This window comes from Nitrospira sp., assembly GCA_024760545.1.
GTDB lineage: Bacteria > Nitrospirota > Nitrospiria > Nitrospirales > Nitrospiraceae > Nitrospira_D.
In genome coordinates this window covers 2,632,511-2,648,906 of record CP060501.1, presented here as the reverse complement: position 1 = coordinate 2,648,906, position 16,396 = coordinate 2,632,511, and the positions used below count along the sequence as shown (strand labels likewise).

At 57.9% G+C, this 16,396-nt stretch carries 12 protein-coding genes; 6 read left to right on the top strand and 6 right to left on the bottom strand.

The features are described from left to right. The 6 genes from H8K03_12455 to H8K03_12430 all read left to right on the top strand — a co-directional run bounded on the left by H8K03_12455 (position 1) and on the right by H8K03_12430 (position 6,822). The gene (locus H8K03_12455) at positions 1 to 951 is read left to right on the top strand and encodes an NADH-quinone oxidoreductase subunit H (GenBank protein ID UVT18637.1); all 951 of its coding nucleotides are present in this window, start codon (positions 1 to 3) and stop codon (positions 949 to 951) included. A 7-nt stretch (positions 952 to 958) separates the two neighbouring features. Then, positions 959 to 1,621 (top strand): hydrogenase, encoded by a 663-nt coding sequence (locus H8K03_12450; protein ID UVT22465.1) that lies wholly within the window; start codon positions 959 to 961, stop codon positions 1,619 to 1,621. Continuing rightward, the gene (locus H8K03_12445) at positions 1,618 to 3,132 is read left to right on the top strand and encodes a hydrogenase 4 subunit F (protein UVT18636.1); all 1,515 of its coding nucleotides are present in this window, start codon (positions 1,618 to 1,620) and stop codon (positions 3,130 to 3,132) included. Before H8K03_12450 ends, H8K03_12445 begins: the two co-directional genes overlap by 4 nt. A gap of 13 nt (positions 3,133 to 3,145) precedes the next feature. Further along, a complete protein-coding gene (locus H8K03_12440; GenBank protein UVT18635.1) occupies positions 3,146 to 4,744 on the top strand; it encodes an NADH-quinone oxidoreductase subunit C in 1,599 nt (532 codons plus the stop codon). Between the two features lie 14 nt (positions 4,745 to 4,758). Further along, positions 4,759 to 5,268 carry an NADH-quinone oxidoreductase subunit NuoB gene (gene nuoB / locus H8K03_12435; protein UVT18634.1) on the top strand — a complete coding sequence of 170 codons (510 nt, stop codon included), beginning with the start codon at positions 4,759 to 4,761 and terminating at the stop codon, positions 5,266 to 5,268. Positions 5,269 to 5,559: 291 nt separating this feature from the next. After that, entirely contained in the window at positions 5,560 to 6,822 is a 1,263-nt protein-coding gene (locus H8K03_12430) for an NAD(P)/FAD-dependent oxidoreductase (GenBank protein ID UVT18633.1), read from the top strand. 183 nt (positions 6,823 to 7,005) lie between these two features. Here the strand turns inward: H8K03_12430 and H8K03_12425 are convergent, their stop codons facing one another. From H8K03_12425 to H8K03_12400, 6 genes are all read right to left on the bottom strand, one after another. Further along, positions 7,006 to 7,779, bottom strand: coding sequence for a carboxypeptidase regulatory-like domain-containing protein (locus H8K03_12425; GenBank protein UVT18632.1), 774 nt, complete (start codon positions 7,777 to 7,779; stop codon positions 7,006 to 7,008). 19 nt (positions 7,780 to 7,798) lie between these two features. Further along, complete coding sequence (locus tag H8K03_12420) at positions 7,799 to 8,416, bottom strand: hypothetical protein (GenBank protein ID UVT18631.1); 618 nt, start codon at positions 8,414 to 8,416, stop codon at positions 7,799 to 7,801. A gap of 104 nt (positions 8,417 to 8,520) precedes the next feature. Then, a complete protein-coding gene (locus tag H8K03_12415) occupies positions 8,521 to 13,278 on the bottom strand; it encodes a multicopper oxidase domain-containing protein (GenBank protein ID UVT18630.1) in 4,758 nt (1,585 codons plus the stop codon). A 583-nt stretch (positions 13,279 to 13,861) separates the two neighbouring features. Next, positions 13,862 to 14,902: an aromatic ring-hydroxylating dioxygenase subunit alpha gene (locus H8K03_12410; protein UVT18629.1), complete on the bottom strand. Its 1,041-nt coding sequence runs from the start codon at positions 14,900 to 14,902 to the stop codon at positions 13,862 to 13,864. Positions 14,903 to 14,916: 14 nt separating this feature from the next. After that, a complete protein-coding gene (locus H8K03_12405) occupies positions 14,917 to 15,639 on the bottom strand; it encodes a chlorite dismutase family protein (GenBank protein UVT18628.1) in 723 nt (240 codons plus the stop codon). A 53-nt stretch (positions 15,640 to 15,692) separates the two neighbouring features. Beyond that, a complete protein-coding gene (locus H8K03_12400; protein ID UVT18627.1) occupies positions 15,693 to 16,385 on the bottom strand; it encodes a hypothetical protein in 693 nt (230 codons plus the stop codon). Positions 16,386 to 16,396: the final 11 nt, after the last annotated feature.

Here is a 16,396-nt window from a genome sequence, read left to right as displayed (position 1 = left end):
ATGTTGGACGCCCTCGTTCTTATCGTCATGCAGACCATCGTCTTATTGGCAGTCGCTCCGTTCATCGTCGGCCTCATCAGGAAGGTGAAGGCACGTCTGCAATGTCGGCGGGGGGCCTCCGTCTTTCAACCCTACGCGGATCTCGTCAAGCTCCTCCGCAAACAGCCGGTTATCTCATCCACCACGTCGTGGATTTTCACCGCAACCCCCTACATCCTCTTTGCTTCAACACTGGCGGCAGGGCTGCTCGTGCCGGTGTTCATATCTCGGACCCCATTGAGCTTCGCAGGCAACATCATCGCCCTCGTCTACTTGCTGGCCTTGGGCACGTTCTTTTTGATGTTGGCCGGTCTCGACGCCGGTTCGTCCTTTGGAGGAATGGGGAGCAGCCGCGAAGCGATTGTCGCGTCGTTAACCGAACCGGGCATGATGCTTTCGATCTTTGCGATCGCGCTCACCGCAGGATCTACGAATCTGAGCACCATCGTCCACAAGACGGCGCTACTCGAAGGCATTGTGACCGATCCGTCGCCTCATCTTATGGCGTTCGCCGCGCTGGTCATCGTGGCCATTGCCGAAACAGGACGAGTGCCGGTGGACAACCCAGCCACCCACCTCGAACTCACGATGATCCACGAAGCGATGATTTTGGAATATTCGGGACGGTATCTGGCGCTGGTCGAATGGGCGGCGGGACTCAAGCTCTTGGTATTTCTTACCTTGATCGCCAACGTGTCCGCTCCCTGGGGGATTGCAACCAATATGGAGCCGGCCGCACTCGGTATCGGCTTGGCAGCCTATCTCGTGAAGGTCTCGGGATTGGCGGTGTTGATCGGCATCCTTGAATCGATGTTTGCCAAGTTACGTTTATTCAGAGTGACGGACTTGCTGGGAGCCGCCTTTATCCTGGCACTGCTCGGACTCGTCTTCTTCTACGTCCTGCGAGGCTGACGTGCCACTGATCACACCCCCTATCGGATCGCAACTGGTGGACTTGGGTTCGGCACTCTTGCTGTTAACCTGTTTTGGAATTGTGGCGCAGCGCCGGCTGTCGGCCTGTGTCGATCTGTTTGCTCTACAATCGGTTTTCCTTGCGCTCACCGCGACTCTTGTCGCATTTCTGACGGGGATACACCACATTTACATCGCTGCTGCCCTTACCGTCCTCATCAAGGCGATCGTCATCCCGCGGATCCTGAAGAAGGTGATCGAGCGTCTCAACGTCAAACGAGAACTGGTGATGAATATCAATGTGCCGGCCAGCCTGCTTATCTGCGGTGCGCTGGTCATGGTCGCCTTCCTGATTACACAGCCGATCATTCCGTTTGGACATCTCCTGACCCGGGATTCGCTGGCCATTGCGCTGGCGATCGTGTTGATCGGTTTCTTTACGATGATCGCGCGCCAGAAGGCCGTCACGCAAATGATCGCGTTCCTGGTCATGGAAAACGGCCTCTTCTTAGGAGCCACGGCTGCAACCTATGGCATGCCGCTGATCGTTGAATTAGGCGTGTTCTTCGATGTATTGGTCGCCGCCTTGATCGCAGGCATCTATACGAATCGGCTGCAAGATGCCTTCGATAGCGTAGATACCGCCCACCTCAGTGAGTTGAAGGAATGAGCGATTTCGCCACGACGATCCCCGTCAGCCTGCTCCTGCTCGCGCCGCTGATAGCCGGCGGGCTCAGCATGGTTTTGACCGGCTCGCGCTGGCTTCATGTGACTAATTTGATCAGCATTGGAACGCTGATCGCCGCAGAAAGCATGATCGCGCGATCCGTCTTCGCGCAAGGGTCGGTCACGGCGCTCGGTGAGATCATTTACATCGACGCGCTTTCATCGGTCATTCTGTTCATTATCGGCACGGTTGGTCTGGCCTGTTCCCTCTATATGCGGTCATATATGGACGAACAAATCGCCTGCGGTGTGATCGCGTCCAAACGCCTCAATCTGTTTTTCTTCCTGTTCCATATGTTCCTGCTGGCCATGGTTGTCGCGACCGTTGCCAACAGCTTAGGCGTGCAATGGGTAGCGATCGAGGCGACGACGCTTGCCACAACTTTTCTCATTGCCTTCTGGCGACGGCGTGAATCGTTGGAAGCCGGCTGGAAATACCTGATCCTCTGTTCCGTCGGGATCTCTCTGGCTCTGTTCGGAGTCGTGCTCTTGTATTATTCCTCCCTGCGTGTGTTGGGAGATGTCAGTTCGGCCCTCAATATCACTGAACTCCAACAAGTGGCCGATCAGCTGGATGCCCACATCCTGAAATTGGCTTTCGTGTTTCTGTTTGTCGGCTACGGCACAAAAGTTGGACTCGTGCCGATGCACAGCTGGTTGCCTGATGCCTACACAGAGGCACCGGCACCGGTAGCGGCCATGCTGGCTGGCGTGCTGGAAACCGTGGCAGTCTATGCCATTTTGAGATGCCGGGGCATCGTCGACCAGGCCGTACCTCCTGATTTCACTGGCGGTCTATTAGCCGGCTTCGGGCTGGTGTCGTTCGTGCTCGCGGCATTCTTTATTCTCTTGCAACACAATTACAAGCGCTTGTTTGCCTACTCCAGCATTGAGCATATGGGATTGGCGATGGTAGGGTTCGGGGTCGGCGGGCCCATCGGTAATTTTGGCGGCTTGTTCCATTTGGTCAATCATGCCTTTGCGAAGTCGCTTGCCTTCTTTGCGGCAGGCAATATCCACCGCCGGTTCAAGACCGTCGAGATCGATGAGGTCCGCGGCCTGACGACCGTACTGCCCTGGTCTGCTCTGGCGCTGCTCATTGCCGGACTCGCTCTAGCCGCACTTCCGCCCTTTGCGCTTTTCTCCAGTGAGATGCAAATCGTCACGGCACTTGGATCCTCGGGGCCCCCGGGTGCCTGGACCAATCAGGGTGCCCGATTTCTTGTCGTGATTCTCCTGCTCGGCAGTCTCATTGCCTTCGCCGGCCTTCTCTATCGCATCACTGGCATGGCCTGGGGCATCGCTCCCAAGGACATCGTCCCTGGGGAGCAGTGGTCTGTGGGGCACGTTCCGATCATTCTCCTGGGAGCCGTGCTCGTGGGATTCTGTTGGGCTCTGCCGCCTCCGTTGCGGCAACTCTTTGAAGCCGCCTCAACCCTGTTGGCCAAACGGTAGTCGGGAGGGACCAGTGACAGACAGTCCATCGCCGGAGCGATCAATCGAACAGCGGATACGGACAGTTTTTCCCTGCTTGGTCCCGGATTACCCCTCAGGCACGGCTCTGACGCGTTACCGCACCGACAAACTCCAACTACCGAAGCTCGTCCAGTTACTTCATGAGAAGATGCAAGGCCGCCTGGCTCTGCTATTCGCGGTCGATTGCCGACCCCTGGAGGAGAAGTACGAGTTGCAGTATCTGTTTGCGTTCAAGTCCCACCAACCATTTGTGCTGTTGACGACAGAATTGATCGGAGATGACCGTCTGTTCACGTCGATCACTCCGTCGGTTCATGCCGCGCAATGGTATGAACGGGAGATTCGTGATCTCTTTGGTTTGATCCCACAAGGCCATCCTGATCTTCGTCGTCTGGTCCGACATGAGCATTGGGAGAAGGGAGCCCATCCGTTACGGAAAGACTTTCTATGGAACACAATCCTGAAACGCCAACAGGGCGAATACCGGTTCCACCACATTGAAGGGGAAGGGGTTTTTGAAGTTCCGGTCGGACCGATTCACGCTGGGATCATCGAACCCGGACACTTCCGCTTTTCGGTTGCCGGCGAGCCCATCATGCAGTTGGAAGTGCGCCACTTCTGGAAACATCGTGGCGTGGAAAAACTGTTCGAGCAACTCACGCTGACTGACGCGGTACTGCTGGCGGAACGCGTGTCTGGGGACACGACCATCGGGCACAGTCTGGCCTACTGCCAAGCGGTGGAAACGCTCCTGCATCTCGATGTGCCACGACGCGCCAGGTACCTCCGTTCTCTCTTTCTAGAGCTGGAACGACTGTACAATCACCTCGGGGATATCGGTGCGATGTGCAATGACACGGCGTATGCGCTGGCCCATGCGCATTGTGGGCGGATGAAGGAGCGAGTCATGCAACTCAATGAACGGCTGACAGGTTCACGGTTTCTTCGGGGCGTCATGCGGATAGGAGGAGTCAGTTGGGACGTCGATCGCGGCCTATTCAGCAACCTCGTTGAAGAACTCAACGGCATCCAGAAGGACTTCTCCGAAGTGGGTGCGATCATCTTTGCCAATGCCTCACTTACCGATCGACTTGAGACCACAGGAGTCCTGACGGAACGGATCGCCCGGGATCACGCTGTGACCGGAGTGGTCGGGCGGGCGTCGGGGATGGATCAGGATGTCCGACGAGATCGCCCCTTCGCCGCGTATGACGAACTGCCGGTGAACGTGGCGCTGTATCGCTATGGCGACGCACGAGCGAGATTGCGCGTCCGTGGCGATGAGATCCACGAATCGATCCGACTCATCCGCGAGATTCACGCGCGAATTCCGGATGGTCCCATAGCGGCTGAACCAGGCCGATCGGCGTCTCCTGGAACCTGGGCAGTCGCTGCCGTGGAGGGATGGCGAGGCGAGATTCTCTATTTCGTATCGGCCGGAGACGATGGAATGATTCATCGCTGCAAAGTCCGCGATCCCTCATTCGTCAATTGGCCTGCCATACAATGGGCTGTGTTAGGGAACATCATTCCTGATTTTCCACTGATCAACAAGAGCTTCAATCTGTCGTATGCGGGCAATGACCTCTGAGAAAGGGGCGAGCCATGTTTCGGATCATCAAAAAGAGCCTTAAGACGGGCGTCGTCACGGGACAATATCCAGAATCTGAACCGCCCTCGGAACCAATCAATCCGGCTGTGACGGAAAAGACTAAGATCTTTCGGCAATCTCTCGCAATCCGGGAAGTCGATACCGGTTCCTGCAACGCCTGTGAGATGGAGATGAACGCGCTTCTGAATCCCGTGTACGATGCCGAGCGGTTCGGCATTCACATCGCGGCCTCGCCGCGTCACGCCGACGCATTGGTGGTGACGGGGCCGGTCACCATTAATATGGAGCGAGCGTTGAGAGACGTGCACAAGCAAACGCCTGATCCGAAGATTGTCATCGCGCTCGGTGATTGTGCGATGAACTGCGGCATGTTCAAAGGCAGCTATGCCGTGACGGGTCCGGTTGAGCGCCACATTCCCGTCGACGTCCGTATACCCGGCTGCCCGCCGCGTCCGGCGGACATTCTCGAAGTCTTGTCAGAACTGCGCAAGCCGACGGAATGAGGCAGAACAGCAGAGCACCTATGAAGGGGCGACGAATTCATGGATGAAAAAGGCCTAGCAGCAGGTACAGGGCCTCGAGATCGAAGGGACGGGAGGTCCGGGAAGTCAGCGAATAACACCCTATCCTCTGAGGCGAAAGCTTCCTTCTCTACCACAAATGACAGGCATGGGCTTGCCCTCATGTGGGACAGGCTTCTAACGTCATGCTCTCCAGAACATTTCACCTGTGGCTCAGGATATATGTCTAGCGGTAAGGCGCGCGTGGTGATTTTGGGCGGGGGGTTCGGGGGCATGTATGCGGCGTTGGCCTTCGAACAGGCGCTGGCGCGCGGCGCGGCCGTCGACGTCACGCTCGTCAACCACGATAACTTTTTCCTCTTCACCCCGATGCTGCACGAGGTCGCCGCGAGCGACCTGGACATCACCAATATCGTCAGCCCGATCCGCAAGCTGCTGCGTCGGGTGACGTTCTTTCATGGCGAGATCGAGGCCATCGATCTCGTGCAGAAACGCGTCGGCCTGTCGCATGGGCACGAGCAGCATTGCCACTCGCTGCCCTATGACCACCTCGTGCTGGCCCTCGGCTCCACCACGAATTTCTTCAACATTCCCGGGGTGGCCAGCCGGGCGTTCACGATGAAGTCCCTGAGTGACGCGATTGTGCTCCGCAACCATCTCATTGCCAATCTGGAGGAAGCGGACTTTGAGTGTGGGGGGGGCTTCCGGGCGCCGCTGCTGAACTTCGTCGTGGCCGGCGGCGGGTTTGCGGGGGTCGAAACCATTGCGGCCATGAATGACTTTTTGCGGGAGGCGGTGCGGTTCTTTCCACATCTTCGGGGCGACATGCTGCGGCTCATCCTGGTCAGTGCGGGGCCGGTGATCTTACCGGAACTCGGGGAGAAGCTCGGCACGTACGCTCAGCGCAAGCTTGGGGAGCAGCAGGTGGAAATCCATGCGAACTGTAAAGTCACCGCCGTGACGGATCGCGACGTCATGCTCAGCGATGGGACCACCGTGACGACCAATACGCTGGTCTGGACCGCCGGCATTACCCCGCATGCCCTCTTGGCCACCCTGCCGTGCCCGAAAACGAAGGGCCGGGTCCTCGTCAATGAGTATCTCGAAGTGGCGGGGTGGCCGGGCGTGTGGGCGTTGGGGGACTGTGCGCTCGTGCCGGATGGCCAGACGGGCGCCTTCCATCCGCCCACCGCGCAACATGCGTTGCGGGAAGGGCGGGTGGCGGCGCGGAATATCCTCGCCACCGTGCGCGGTGCCCCGATGAAACCCTTCCGCTACGCGACGCTCGGGCTGCTGGCGCCCATCGGGAAACGGACCGGGGTCGCCAACATTCTCGGGGTGAACTTCTCCGGCTTCTTCGCCTGGTGGCTCTGGCGCACCATTTATTTGCTGAAACTCCCGCGCTTGGAGAAGAAACTCCTCGTGGCCTTGGACTGGACCTTAGATGTGCTGTTCTCGAAGGACCTCGTCCACTTTCGCACCACCCGCCCCCGGACGCCCCCCCCCGCACCCGATGAATTCGAAAAACCGGCCTGAATCATCCAGGAGTCGCTCCGATTGAAATGTCATTCCTGACTCCCCACGAGTGATTGTATCCTTCCTTCTCTAAGTAGGAGCTTCTCAACTCCGCCTGGACGAGATCAGAACGCGCTCAGCCCACTCAAGCCGCAATCGGAACACCCGCCGGTTGCACCCCGATAATGCACACGTCGTGTTCCATTACTTGTTTTCAAACAGCAGGTCGAGGGAGACCGTCTCATTCGGTTTCACGGTGATCTCCCGCTCTTGCATTCCCAAAATAGGGTGCCAAGCCTTGATGCGGTAGGTGCCGGCCGGGAGATCTCCAATGGCGAATGAGCCCTCGAGATCCGTCACCGCATAATAGGGATTGTCGATGGCATATCCCCAATTCTGCATGTAGGGATGCCGCCCGCACTGCATGGTGAAGACCTTTCGTCCCTTCACTAACTGAACCACATCCGTAGTCCCGCTGGCTTGCAGCGCCGGCCGATGGAGGACGATATCCACTCCAGCCTGGTCATAGGCGTAGCCTTGAATATCGTGGGCAACCGGATCCCGATTGGTGACGGTGACTTGGCGCTTATCGCTGACCACGGTCACGAATGGGAGGAACTGACAAATGTTCGCTTCCATCTGGGCATCCGTGAAGGTGAACGGCTTCCCTCTCTCGATTCCCTCCACGATCACGACCACATCCTTGAGTCCGCCTTCTCCTCCAATATTGACCTCCTTCAAGAATCGGCGCCCCTTTCCGTCCGAGAGCGCTCCGCAGAACACTTCATCGGCATAGCGCCGCAACTCAAATTCTTTCGGAGGCGGAACCGTTCCCGCAAACATCACCTTGCCGCGTACCGTCGCAGCCTCGGTTACGGTTCCTGACTCATAGGCTCCGGCATCCGCACGGAGCCCCAAGGTCAACATGGCCGACAGACAACCCACGGTCCACAGTCCTACCTGTATCGCTTGTTTCATATCTCCTCCAGTCACGCGATCAATGTTGCGTGCCTGCTGATGGATTCGCGTTATCCAGTCGTCGCGGAAGTTCGAAGAGGAACGGAGACTGCTGAGTGAAAATCAACCGGCGAAACTCCTCTGACCACTTCCCCTGCTTGCTCACGGTCTTGAGGGGAAATCGCTCCGCTTTGGTCACCCACCGATAATATTGGCGAGTCTCGCCATTTTCGGCAACCGTGATCTCGAACAATTCGGTAGGGCGGCCGTCCAGCATCTCTTCACCCACGAACTCCCGTAAGACTTCTCCTTCCATCTTCTCAGTGACCGTCAACAAATGGCTGCTCGCAATCGGTACCTCAAGGTATTGCCGGCGCTTCGACAAGATGAGCCACGAATGCTGCTTGTCCATCCGAACGATCATGATATTGGCACCGCTTTGTGGTTCCGTGTACTCGAACCGCCAGCGATCATCTTTGGCATTGACGTGAGCGGTGACCGCAGACGTCCCATCTTTGACAATTCGGTCGGCGGAAAAATCGAGCGCCGTCGCCGTCGCCACCGGGCCGCATACGAGAACAACCGATGTGATCCAGAAGACGGGCAACCCGGCTAATGTGCGCTTCCGGCTTACGTCCATGTCTTGTTTGTACCGCATGCATGAGATGCGGTTCAAGGCATTGTTGGCCGCCAAAAATGAAGGAGGGGAAATCCGGCTTTACAACCGGATTCCCCCCCCTCAAGGTCTGCAATGATGCAGGCCTACTTGAACTGCGTGGACACCGGTAGGGATTGCACCGGCGATGGCTCTTCCGCCTGTTGGGTGGCCGGACCCCGACCGCTCAACGGCAGAATCGCGCGGCTGTCACGATCCAAAACCTTCAACATTCCCCAGTGACCGGCATCAAGGTACCCGGGCCTCTGGTTGAGCCAGAGATAGTCCCCGGGGATACCGTTCGGCCCACCGGCCCCGCCGTGCAACCAGGCATTAATGACCTCGGACCCGCCGAATTCCATGGTGCTGACAAGGTCCGCCCCGGTCAGGTAGGGCTCATGTTTCCATTCATGACCGGACACGCTGAACAGCTGGACCTGTTCGCTGAACGCACCTAGCACATGAATCACGACCGGATCGCCGACATGGGCGGCGATGGTCGGCGTCACGGGCTGCTCCCCAGCCTTCACGCACACGAAGATTTCGCTGTATGCACAGCCTTTCTCCGTGCGGTAATCCGTCGGCTCGGACCGATAGTTCACCGCCGTCACACCCGCGACTTTTTGGATGTACGGCATGAAGCTGGTGCCGATGATATTGTCCTCATCCTGGAACAGCAGCGCGAACGACCGATAGTTCTGCCGATGTTCATTTCCCGACAGAGTGCGATCGACGATCACATCCGCTTTCCAGGAGCTCTTGTCGCTCAGATCTTCGCCGCTGGCCGGATCGCGATAACGCGATCCCTTCGGACCGATGATGATCGCGCCAAAGAGCCCGTTTCGCGGATTTTCAATCACGTTTCCCCAGTCCTGAATCAAGGCCGCGTTTTCGCCGAATTCAGGATGGGCATAGTACGTGTAGGTCCGGCTTTGTCCCGGCGCGACGGTCTGGTCGCCGGGGTTGTTGCCCGCGTTGATCCCCATCGATTCCTTGGGATCATAGGCCAGATTATCGACGTGGAATCCGGCCCGATCTTTGGCCATTTCGTTCTTCAGATTGACCTTGATGCAATCGCCGACATTCACATGCAGGGTCAGCGGACTCGGTTCGAGGCTGCCCGAGGCAACTTTCGTCTTTTCACCTTCGAGCACGTACATCTTTCCGGTTTCGTTGCCCAGCACCATCTTCCGCTCCAAGTCCACTTCCATCACACCGGGCGTTCCTTTGTTGTAACGGATCGCCTTATCGATGGCGGCGACATTGAAGGTCTTGACCGGCGCATCGGCCGGACAGACGGACTTCGCCGATTGAGGAATCTCCGCCCGACCCGGCAGCGGCTTCAGTGTCGCATCTGCCTTATCGAACACTCTGAAAATCCCCCAGCTGCCTTCCGCGAAGTGAGACGCGCGCCCGCTGTAGTAGAGATAGTCTCCGGCCATCTGCTGCGGTCCCCCTGCGGCCGGGATGGCTGCGTCATACCGCTCTCCGATCACGACGTGCAACGTGCTGCGCGGGATCGAGTCCTTGCTGTACCGCTCCATCGGGAACCAATGGCCGCTGATGTGCCAGGAATGCACTTCGTTGGCCGATCCTTCGATCAACCGGACGACCACCGGATCGCCCAGATACGCCCGCAACATCGGGGTCTCGGGATCTCCGTGAATCGCACTGCGGAACAACTGCGATGGATCGGGGTTGTTGGCGAGCCGCACAGACAACGGCTCAACCCGCATGTTGTAGCCGCCGCCGGTCGTCGCTTCGCCGCCGTTCAAGAATTTCATCGGCAACAGATTGAGCCGGGCGGGGTACACTGCGGAAGGGGTCCCGTCGACAGAAATCGCGCCGACCTTCGCCTGCGGATTGTCAGTGGTAATCAATTCCGACGTTCTGGGGTTGGAATCCATGACCTGCGTGACGATCTCACGGAAAGAACCCTTGATATGTGCGGACACCGGTTCGGTCGTGTGAATGTCGGCCACCGGTCCGCTCCGGACTTCCTTACCGGTCACCGGGTCATGATAGGTCGATCGCGGCGGCTCGGCAATAAACGTTGAGTAAAAGCCGTGGCCCCAGCCATCCAATCCGAACACATGGTCGTGCCAGAACGTGGTGCCGAAATCGGCGTCCACGTACCACCGTTCTCTGATCCACTCCACCGAGACGATTTCGCCCTTCTTGTGGTGATACTTGAGCGGCCGCTCAAACGTGATCTGGTTTCCACTGATCTTGCTGATTCGTGCTGATTCAAACCGACCGACCTCGTCCATGCCCACGCCGAGTTCCGTCTTCACGTGATAACGCGAGGCATCCCTGACCGTAATGGTGGTGGTTCCCTTGGCGGCATCGGCTTCGATCGTCGTGTTCATCGGCACCGGCATACCTTTGCCGGGGTGTTCGTCCTTCAAGATGGTGAAGGGTCGCAGCGACATCTCGTAGGAGAAACCGATGATGGGGCCATCCGACGCCTGAGTGTCGAACTGGAACATGTGCGGGTGCAGGTTCGTCTTGCTGGAGAACCCTTGACGCTGATCGTCCTTCAACTCGCTCGTGTAGACGACGTCGATGCAATCCTGCACGTTCCCGCGGATCACCAATGGCATCTGCTTGGCGGAAGTTTTCCGGACGTCCTGCTCTTCTTCATGCAGCACATAGAGCATGCCGTCCGGGTCCACGATCGCCGGTGTCTTGGCGGTCGCCCTCTTCAGTGTGATCGGCAACGTAATCGCATGGATGTTGAAGAATTTTTGCGGCGCTCCTTCAGGACATAGACTCCACGGTCCCTGCTCTCCAGGCCTCGGTGGCTCCGTCGAGTTGCTGCCGTCGTCGCGGCGATGGATCGGTTCCAGCCACGGGGCACCGCTATGGCTTGGCGAGAAGGGGACACGACGGCCCAGATGCGGCCGCAACCACGGCCAGGCGAGTTTGCCGGATCGCGCATCGAAGAGAATTTCCTGCCGCTTTCCTGGCGTGGCCGATTTGTAGTTCACCCACTCATACGCGGTCTCCAGCTCAGTGAGCGCCTTGTGGCCATCCCAAGCCCAATCATTCACGGTCGCATCGTACGCGAGCGTCTGCTCCTTTTCGCTGTTCTTCTTACCCGGCTTGCCTTGCGGAGGAAGCATCATCTCGACCCAGTCCTTGAGGGAGACCTTCACCGGATCTGCTTTCCAATCAGTCCGATCCTTCGTGATCTCGTACTTCTTCCCACCGTACCAATCCACTGTGGTGCCGACCAGCTTGTCCGATGGAATGCCTCCCTTCATCTTGCCCGCACGGTCAGGAAGTTCCACGAGCGGTTTCATGACGTCGGTCTGGAACCCCGGCGCTTGCAGCGTATTGTAGACACGCCAGAATCCCCACATGCCCGTCACATAATGTTGGGGGATATGGCAATGGAACACGAACTCACCGGCCAATGCCTGCAGCCCGCCGGATCCACCCTCGATCACCTGATCGTACACTTCCGTCGGCCCAATGGACTGTACGTCCAACCGATCTGAAGTATCGCTGATCGGAGGGAACTTCACCGGGCCGTTCTTCGACACCGCAAAGTCGAGCTGGCTGTTCCCCGGCTGGCGCGCCCACCGGATGGACCCGCCGTGGAGATGATGCGAATGCACGATTTCCGACCCGCCTGCCATCCGGAACTTGGCAGGATCGCCAAGGTAGGATCTGGGAATCGTCGTCGCCGGGTCACCGAACGTGTAGGAGCCGTACGCCATCGACTCGTCGCCGTAGAATCCCATGTGCGCCTGAAGCTCAATGCGCGTGCCGTGCGGCTCGCTGCGATAATTGAGCAGCCGGGCGCCCGGCCGATACGAATCGGTGTGGGGATCGCGCTGCGGCAGCATCTCACCTTTCTTGTTCAAGAGCCGGAAGGCCTCGTCACCGGCTTCATGGTAGAAGATCGCGAACTCCCGGAAGTCCGCTCCGTTCGGATCTTCAATCATCGCCTCCCAACCGCTCGGCATCGGCTGCCCATCGAATGGGCTCAGATAGCGCGATCCGCGTGGTTCCACCACGAGCATCCCGATCAAGCCCAGATTGAATTGCTCGCGCGAGGCATGTGACCGGAAGAATCGCGCGCCCTCTTGCGTGTCCGGTTTGATGTACCATTCAAAACTCCGCTCCCCTCCCGCCGCCACCGTCGTATCGGGGTTCGAAGGAGTCGCCGGCTTGCCGGTGGTCGTCACGACCATGGACGACCCGTTGATGACGAGATTGGTCGGCTCATCGTTGATCTGGTTGTGGAGGGTCAGCTTAAGGCAATCGCCTTGATTGGCGCGGATCACCAAGGGCTGAATGATATCTCCTTGCAATCCGTTCGACACCGCGCCGGGATCGTTTTCTTTCTCTCGCGCGTCACTGTTGGATTTTTCCTCGCCCCGTACCTTCTCAACATTCTCGGTCAACACGTACATGTATCCCGGGAAGTAGTCGAGAAACCGGCTCAACGTGATTTCGACGTTGATCGCAGAAACGTGGTACTCTTTGACAGGCGCGTTGGCCGGACACCGTTGGCCGCTGCTGACAGCAACCTTGGACGGGTCTTCTGCGACCAGTAGAACGCCCTGCTGGAGCATGTGACTATTGGCCCCATTACTATAACCACCTTTCTCTCCCATGAACTCTTGCTGGCGCTTGACCTCATCCATCATTCGATCGTGCAGGATCGACCCGCCCTCGCGATAGATGACCTTGTCTGCCGACGCCTGGCCCGCATTGTCGTGATGACGATGTTGCTCGGCAGCAAAGCCTATCGGTGCGAACGCTAAACTGCTCGCCAACGCCAGGCTTTGGAATCGCAGCATCACGCTGGCGTTCTTCTGCCTCCGCGTTTGTTCAAGTTGATTGGACCTCATGTCTCGGCCTCCTCTCCCTGGTGTAGCCGCCTCATCAGGCGGCTAGTTGATTTCTGCTCATCGATAATCATTCACAATCCTCTCGTCGTCCTTTGGAAAGAGAACCGGCCTCCGACGGACTTCCGGCCTGATTCACCGGAGGGTTAAGAGCTGGTGAAGGGCTCCTTCTCGCGAAGGAATGGGTCATTCGGAGGCCGGTCCAAAATCACCCAAACCCTCACCAGCGATTTCTGCATAGCGCAATCGCCGTGCCTCCTCGAACAAGATTTTGGATCAATAGAACTTTTCACATAGAGACAAGAGGTTAGAGAGAGTCTGGGGCCTATCTCGTCGATCAACAGAGGTGGGGAGCTCTTCTACAGAATAAGACAGCGACGGAGCTCTATCGAGGGATCGAATGAAAATCATGAGGTTATGCTGTCTATTTCATTGGACAGTGTCTATCGGGAAACTGTGGCATGGCGGGGCAATATTGGAGCGCGGGGGAGGAAACATCTGGGCCAGGCGCCACCGTAGTTCCGGCTCTTCTGCACAAGCAGTTCCGGTGGGTCGTGCTCATGCGATCAGTCCTGGACGATTCGACTCAGGTGATCCAGCTGAGCGTGACTTTCTCAGGAATCGGATGCTGTGGGTTAGGCACACCAGCCAATTGATCCAGACGATATCTCTTCAGCCGCCGGTACCACACGGCCAGTGTGTCCGATTCCAAATTCAACAACATGGTTCCCTTCTGGCCAAACCCCTGTTCCTGCAATTCCAGAACTTCCCTGTCCTGGCCAAGAATAGTCCGTAGAGTCCGGCGGACCAGCCATCCCACGGGTAGCCCGCGCAAGAAGTTCCACCCGACGCAGATGTCGAACCGGCTTCGTCCATCAGCGAGCGGTGTGGCAACCAACATGACTGACGCAAACCGTTTGCCAATCTCCCATCGTTCCAGATGGATACCCGGCAGGAGAAAATCGACCGTGGTCGTGGCCGAGCTCAGTCTCGGAGACAAGGCGCGAAAGATAAAGGTGTCCGGCAGCAACACATTCTGCGATATGGTGCGAAACCCCAGCGGCAGCCGTGTAAACACTTTTTCTTTTCTTCTGGCTGCCTCGCGTCGTCGAAAATAGTTGTGGTGCACGAACGGGACGTGGGCCGGATCCATGAGACTGTCCACCGCGAAATCCCACCGGACTTTCGCCTCGGCAGACTCGCGCACGGAAACCATGGGACTTCCGTCATCAGGAACCGGCAACGATGGTGGGAGAGACGAAGGGGTCGGGCACCGATCGTTGCCGATGTAGACCCACACCCATCCGTCCAGTTCCTGGACTGGAAAGGCTTTCACACAAGCCGAGGTCAACGATGGATGTGCCACATTGCCGATGGCCGGAACTTCTATACACTTGCCGGAAGCGAGGAAGCGCCACCCATGAAAAGGGCACCGCAAGGAATCCCCTTCCTGCCGGGCCGACGAGAGCGGCATGCCCTTGTGGGGACAGCGGTCTTCTAACGCATGCACGCGACCCTGCCCATCCCGAAACAGCACCAGAGGCTGATTGCAGAGCACCGACGCGAACGGCCGGCCGGCCCTGATCGCAGTACTTTCCCCGGCGATGTACCAGAAACCTTCGAGCATTCAGTTTTGTGGCCTCAACCGCCGAGTGTGTCGAGCATTTCCTTTAGGCTCTTGAGCACGCAGGTGAAAATCGGCGTATCGCGCAGTGTATAGCGTGAACCCTCGGTTTCGCGCAGCGCCATCACGAGTTCCAGAAAGTCTTCCGGCTGGTCGCTCTCAAACGCCACCACCCATTCCTGATCATCCAACCCGAATGAATAGCTCGTATTCAGCTTCACCGAGGGGAAGCGATGACCGATTTCAATATGCTCGTCCATCATCCCCTGCCGCGCCGCTTTCGTCAGCAGAAACCACTCCCGTGTCTTCAGAAACGGATACACAAAGATGTACTTACCCTTCCCGGGCACCACCGTCAGCCGTTTTCCTTCCTGTCCCGCGTGCGAATGATGGTCGACATAGACGGACCGCTTGGTCATCGCCAGATAGGAGTATGGGATCGTGAGGTACTGGCCTAAGCCGGAGGCCAGGATCTTGGCGCTCATGTCTTGGAAGAGGGCCAGGTCATAGCAGATGCGCCAGAGCATGAAGTCGCAGTCCCCCCGAATGCCGATGGTGGAATAGGGCACTATTAGAACGTTTCCGGTGTAGTCCTCCACGGCCCGCAAGAACTCATGCTTACCTTTGGTCCGCACATCCTCCGGCAGACGGCGCCAAGCTGGATCGACTTTATAGAAGACGAAGTTCACATATTGGCGTTTGGGTGACTGGAGCGCTGGGGTTTGTTCAGAGATGGACATCGAAACTCCTTCCTTGGAGCACCAGGCGGCACCTCCTACGACATCACGCTGCTTCAGAACCCTATTGCCCCATAGACACCGGCCGTCCAAAAATTGTTTACCGTGTTGGTTTGATTGGAGGCCAGATGGAATCGGCTGTCGAGACCCAGCCACAGCTCTTTCCATACGCGATACTCGGCGCCGCCGCCGAACTGGACCCCGATATCCAAGTAGTTGATCTGACTGGATGTCGGGCTGATGACGTGGAAATCCAACCCGGCCGGAATGACCCATGGTTGGAAATCAGTCCCCTGCCGGAACTTCACCTTGGGCGCCACGCTCACGGTCAACATGGTCAGTTGCACCTTGCTCAGACCGCCATTACTCACCCCCGTCACGCCGGTGGTATCTCCATTCGCGACATTGTTGGAACCCCACCGCTTGAATTCCAATCCGATCTCGCCCACGACCGCGACGCCGCTCATCATGCCCCACAGATCTCTGGTGACCATAAGATCCGTTCCTCCGCCGATGGAATAGCCGAACGACCCATCGTTCTTGCCGGCAACGCCATGGCCGTCGGTGATCAACTCGCCGGCACGATCACTGGTAAGTCCGGCGGCGCCCCCGCGAAAGAACACGCGGTTCCCGGTCGACGTCGTATCTTCGGCCGAAGCCGGCAAGGCATTAAACGTGGCCAACCCCGCGACAATCGCAACCGCGACAGCCCACGTTCCAACGTTCCACGTACGCCTCCTATACTGCATGATGCCTCCTA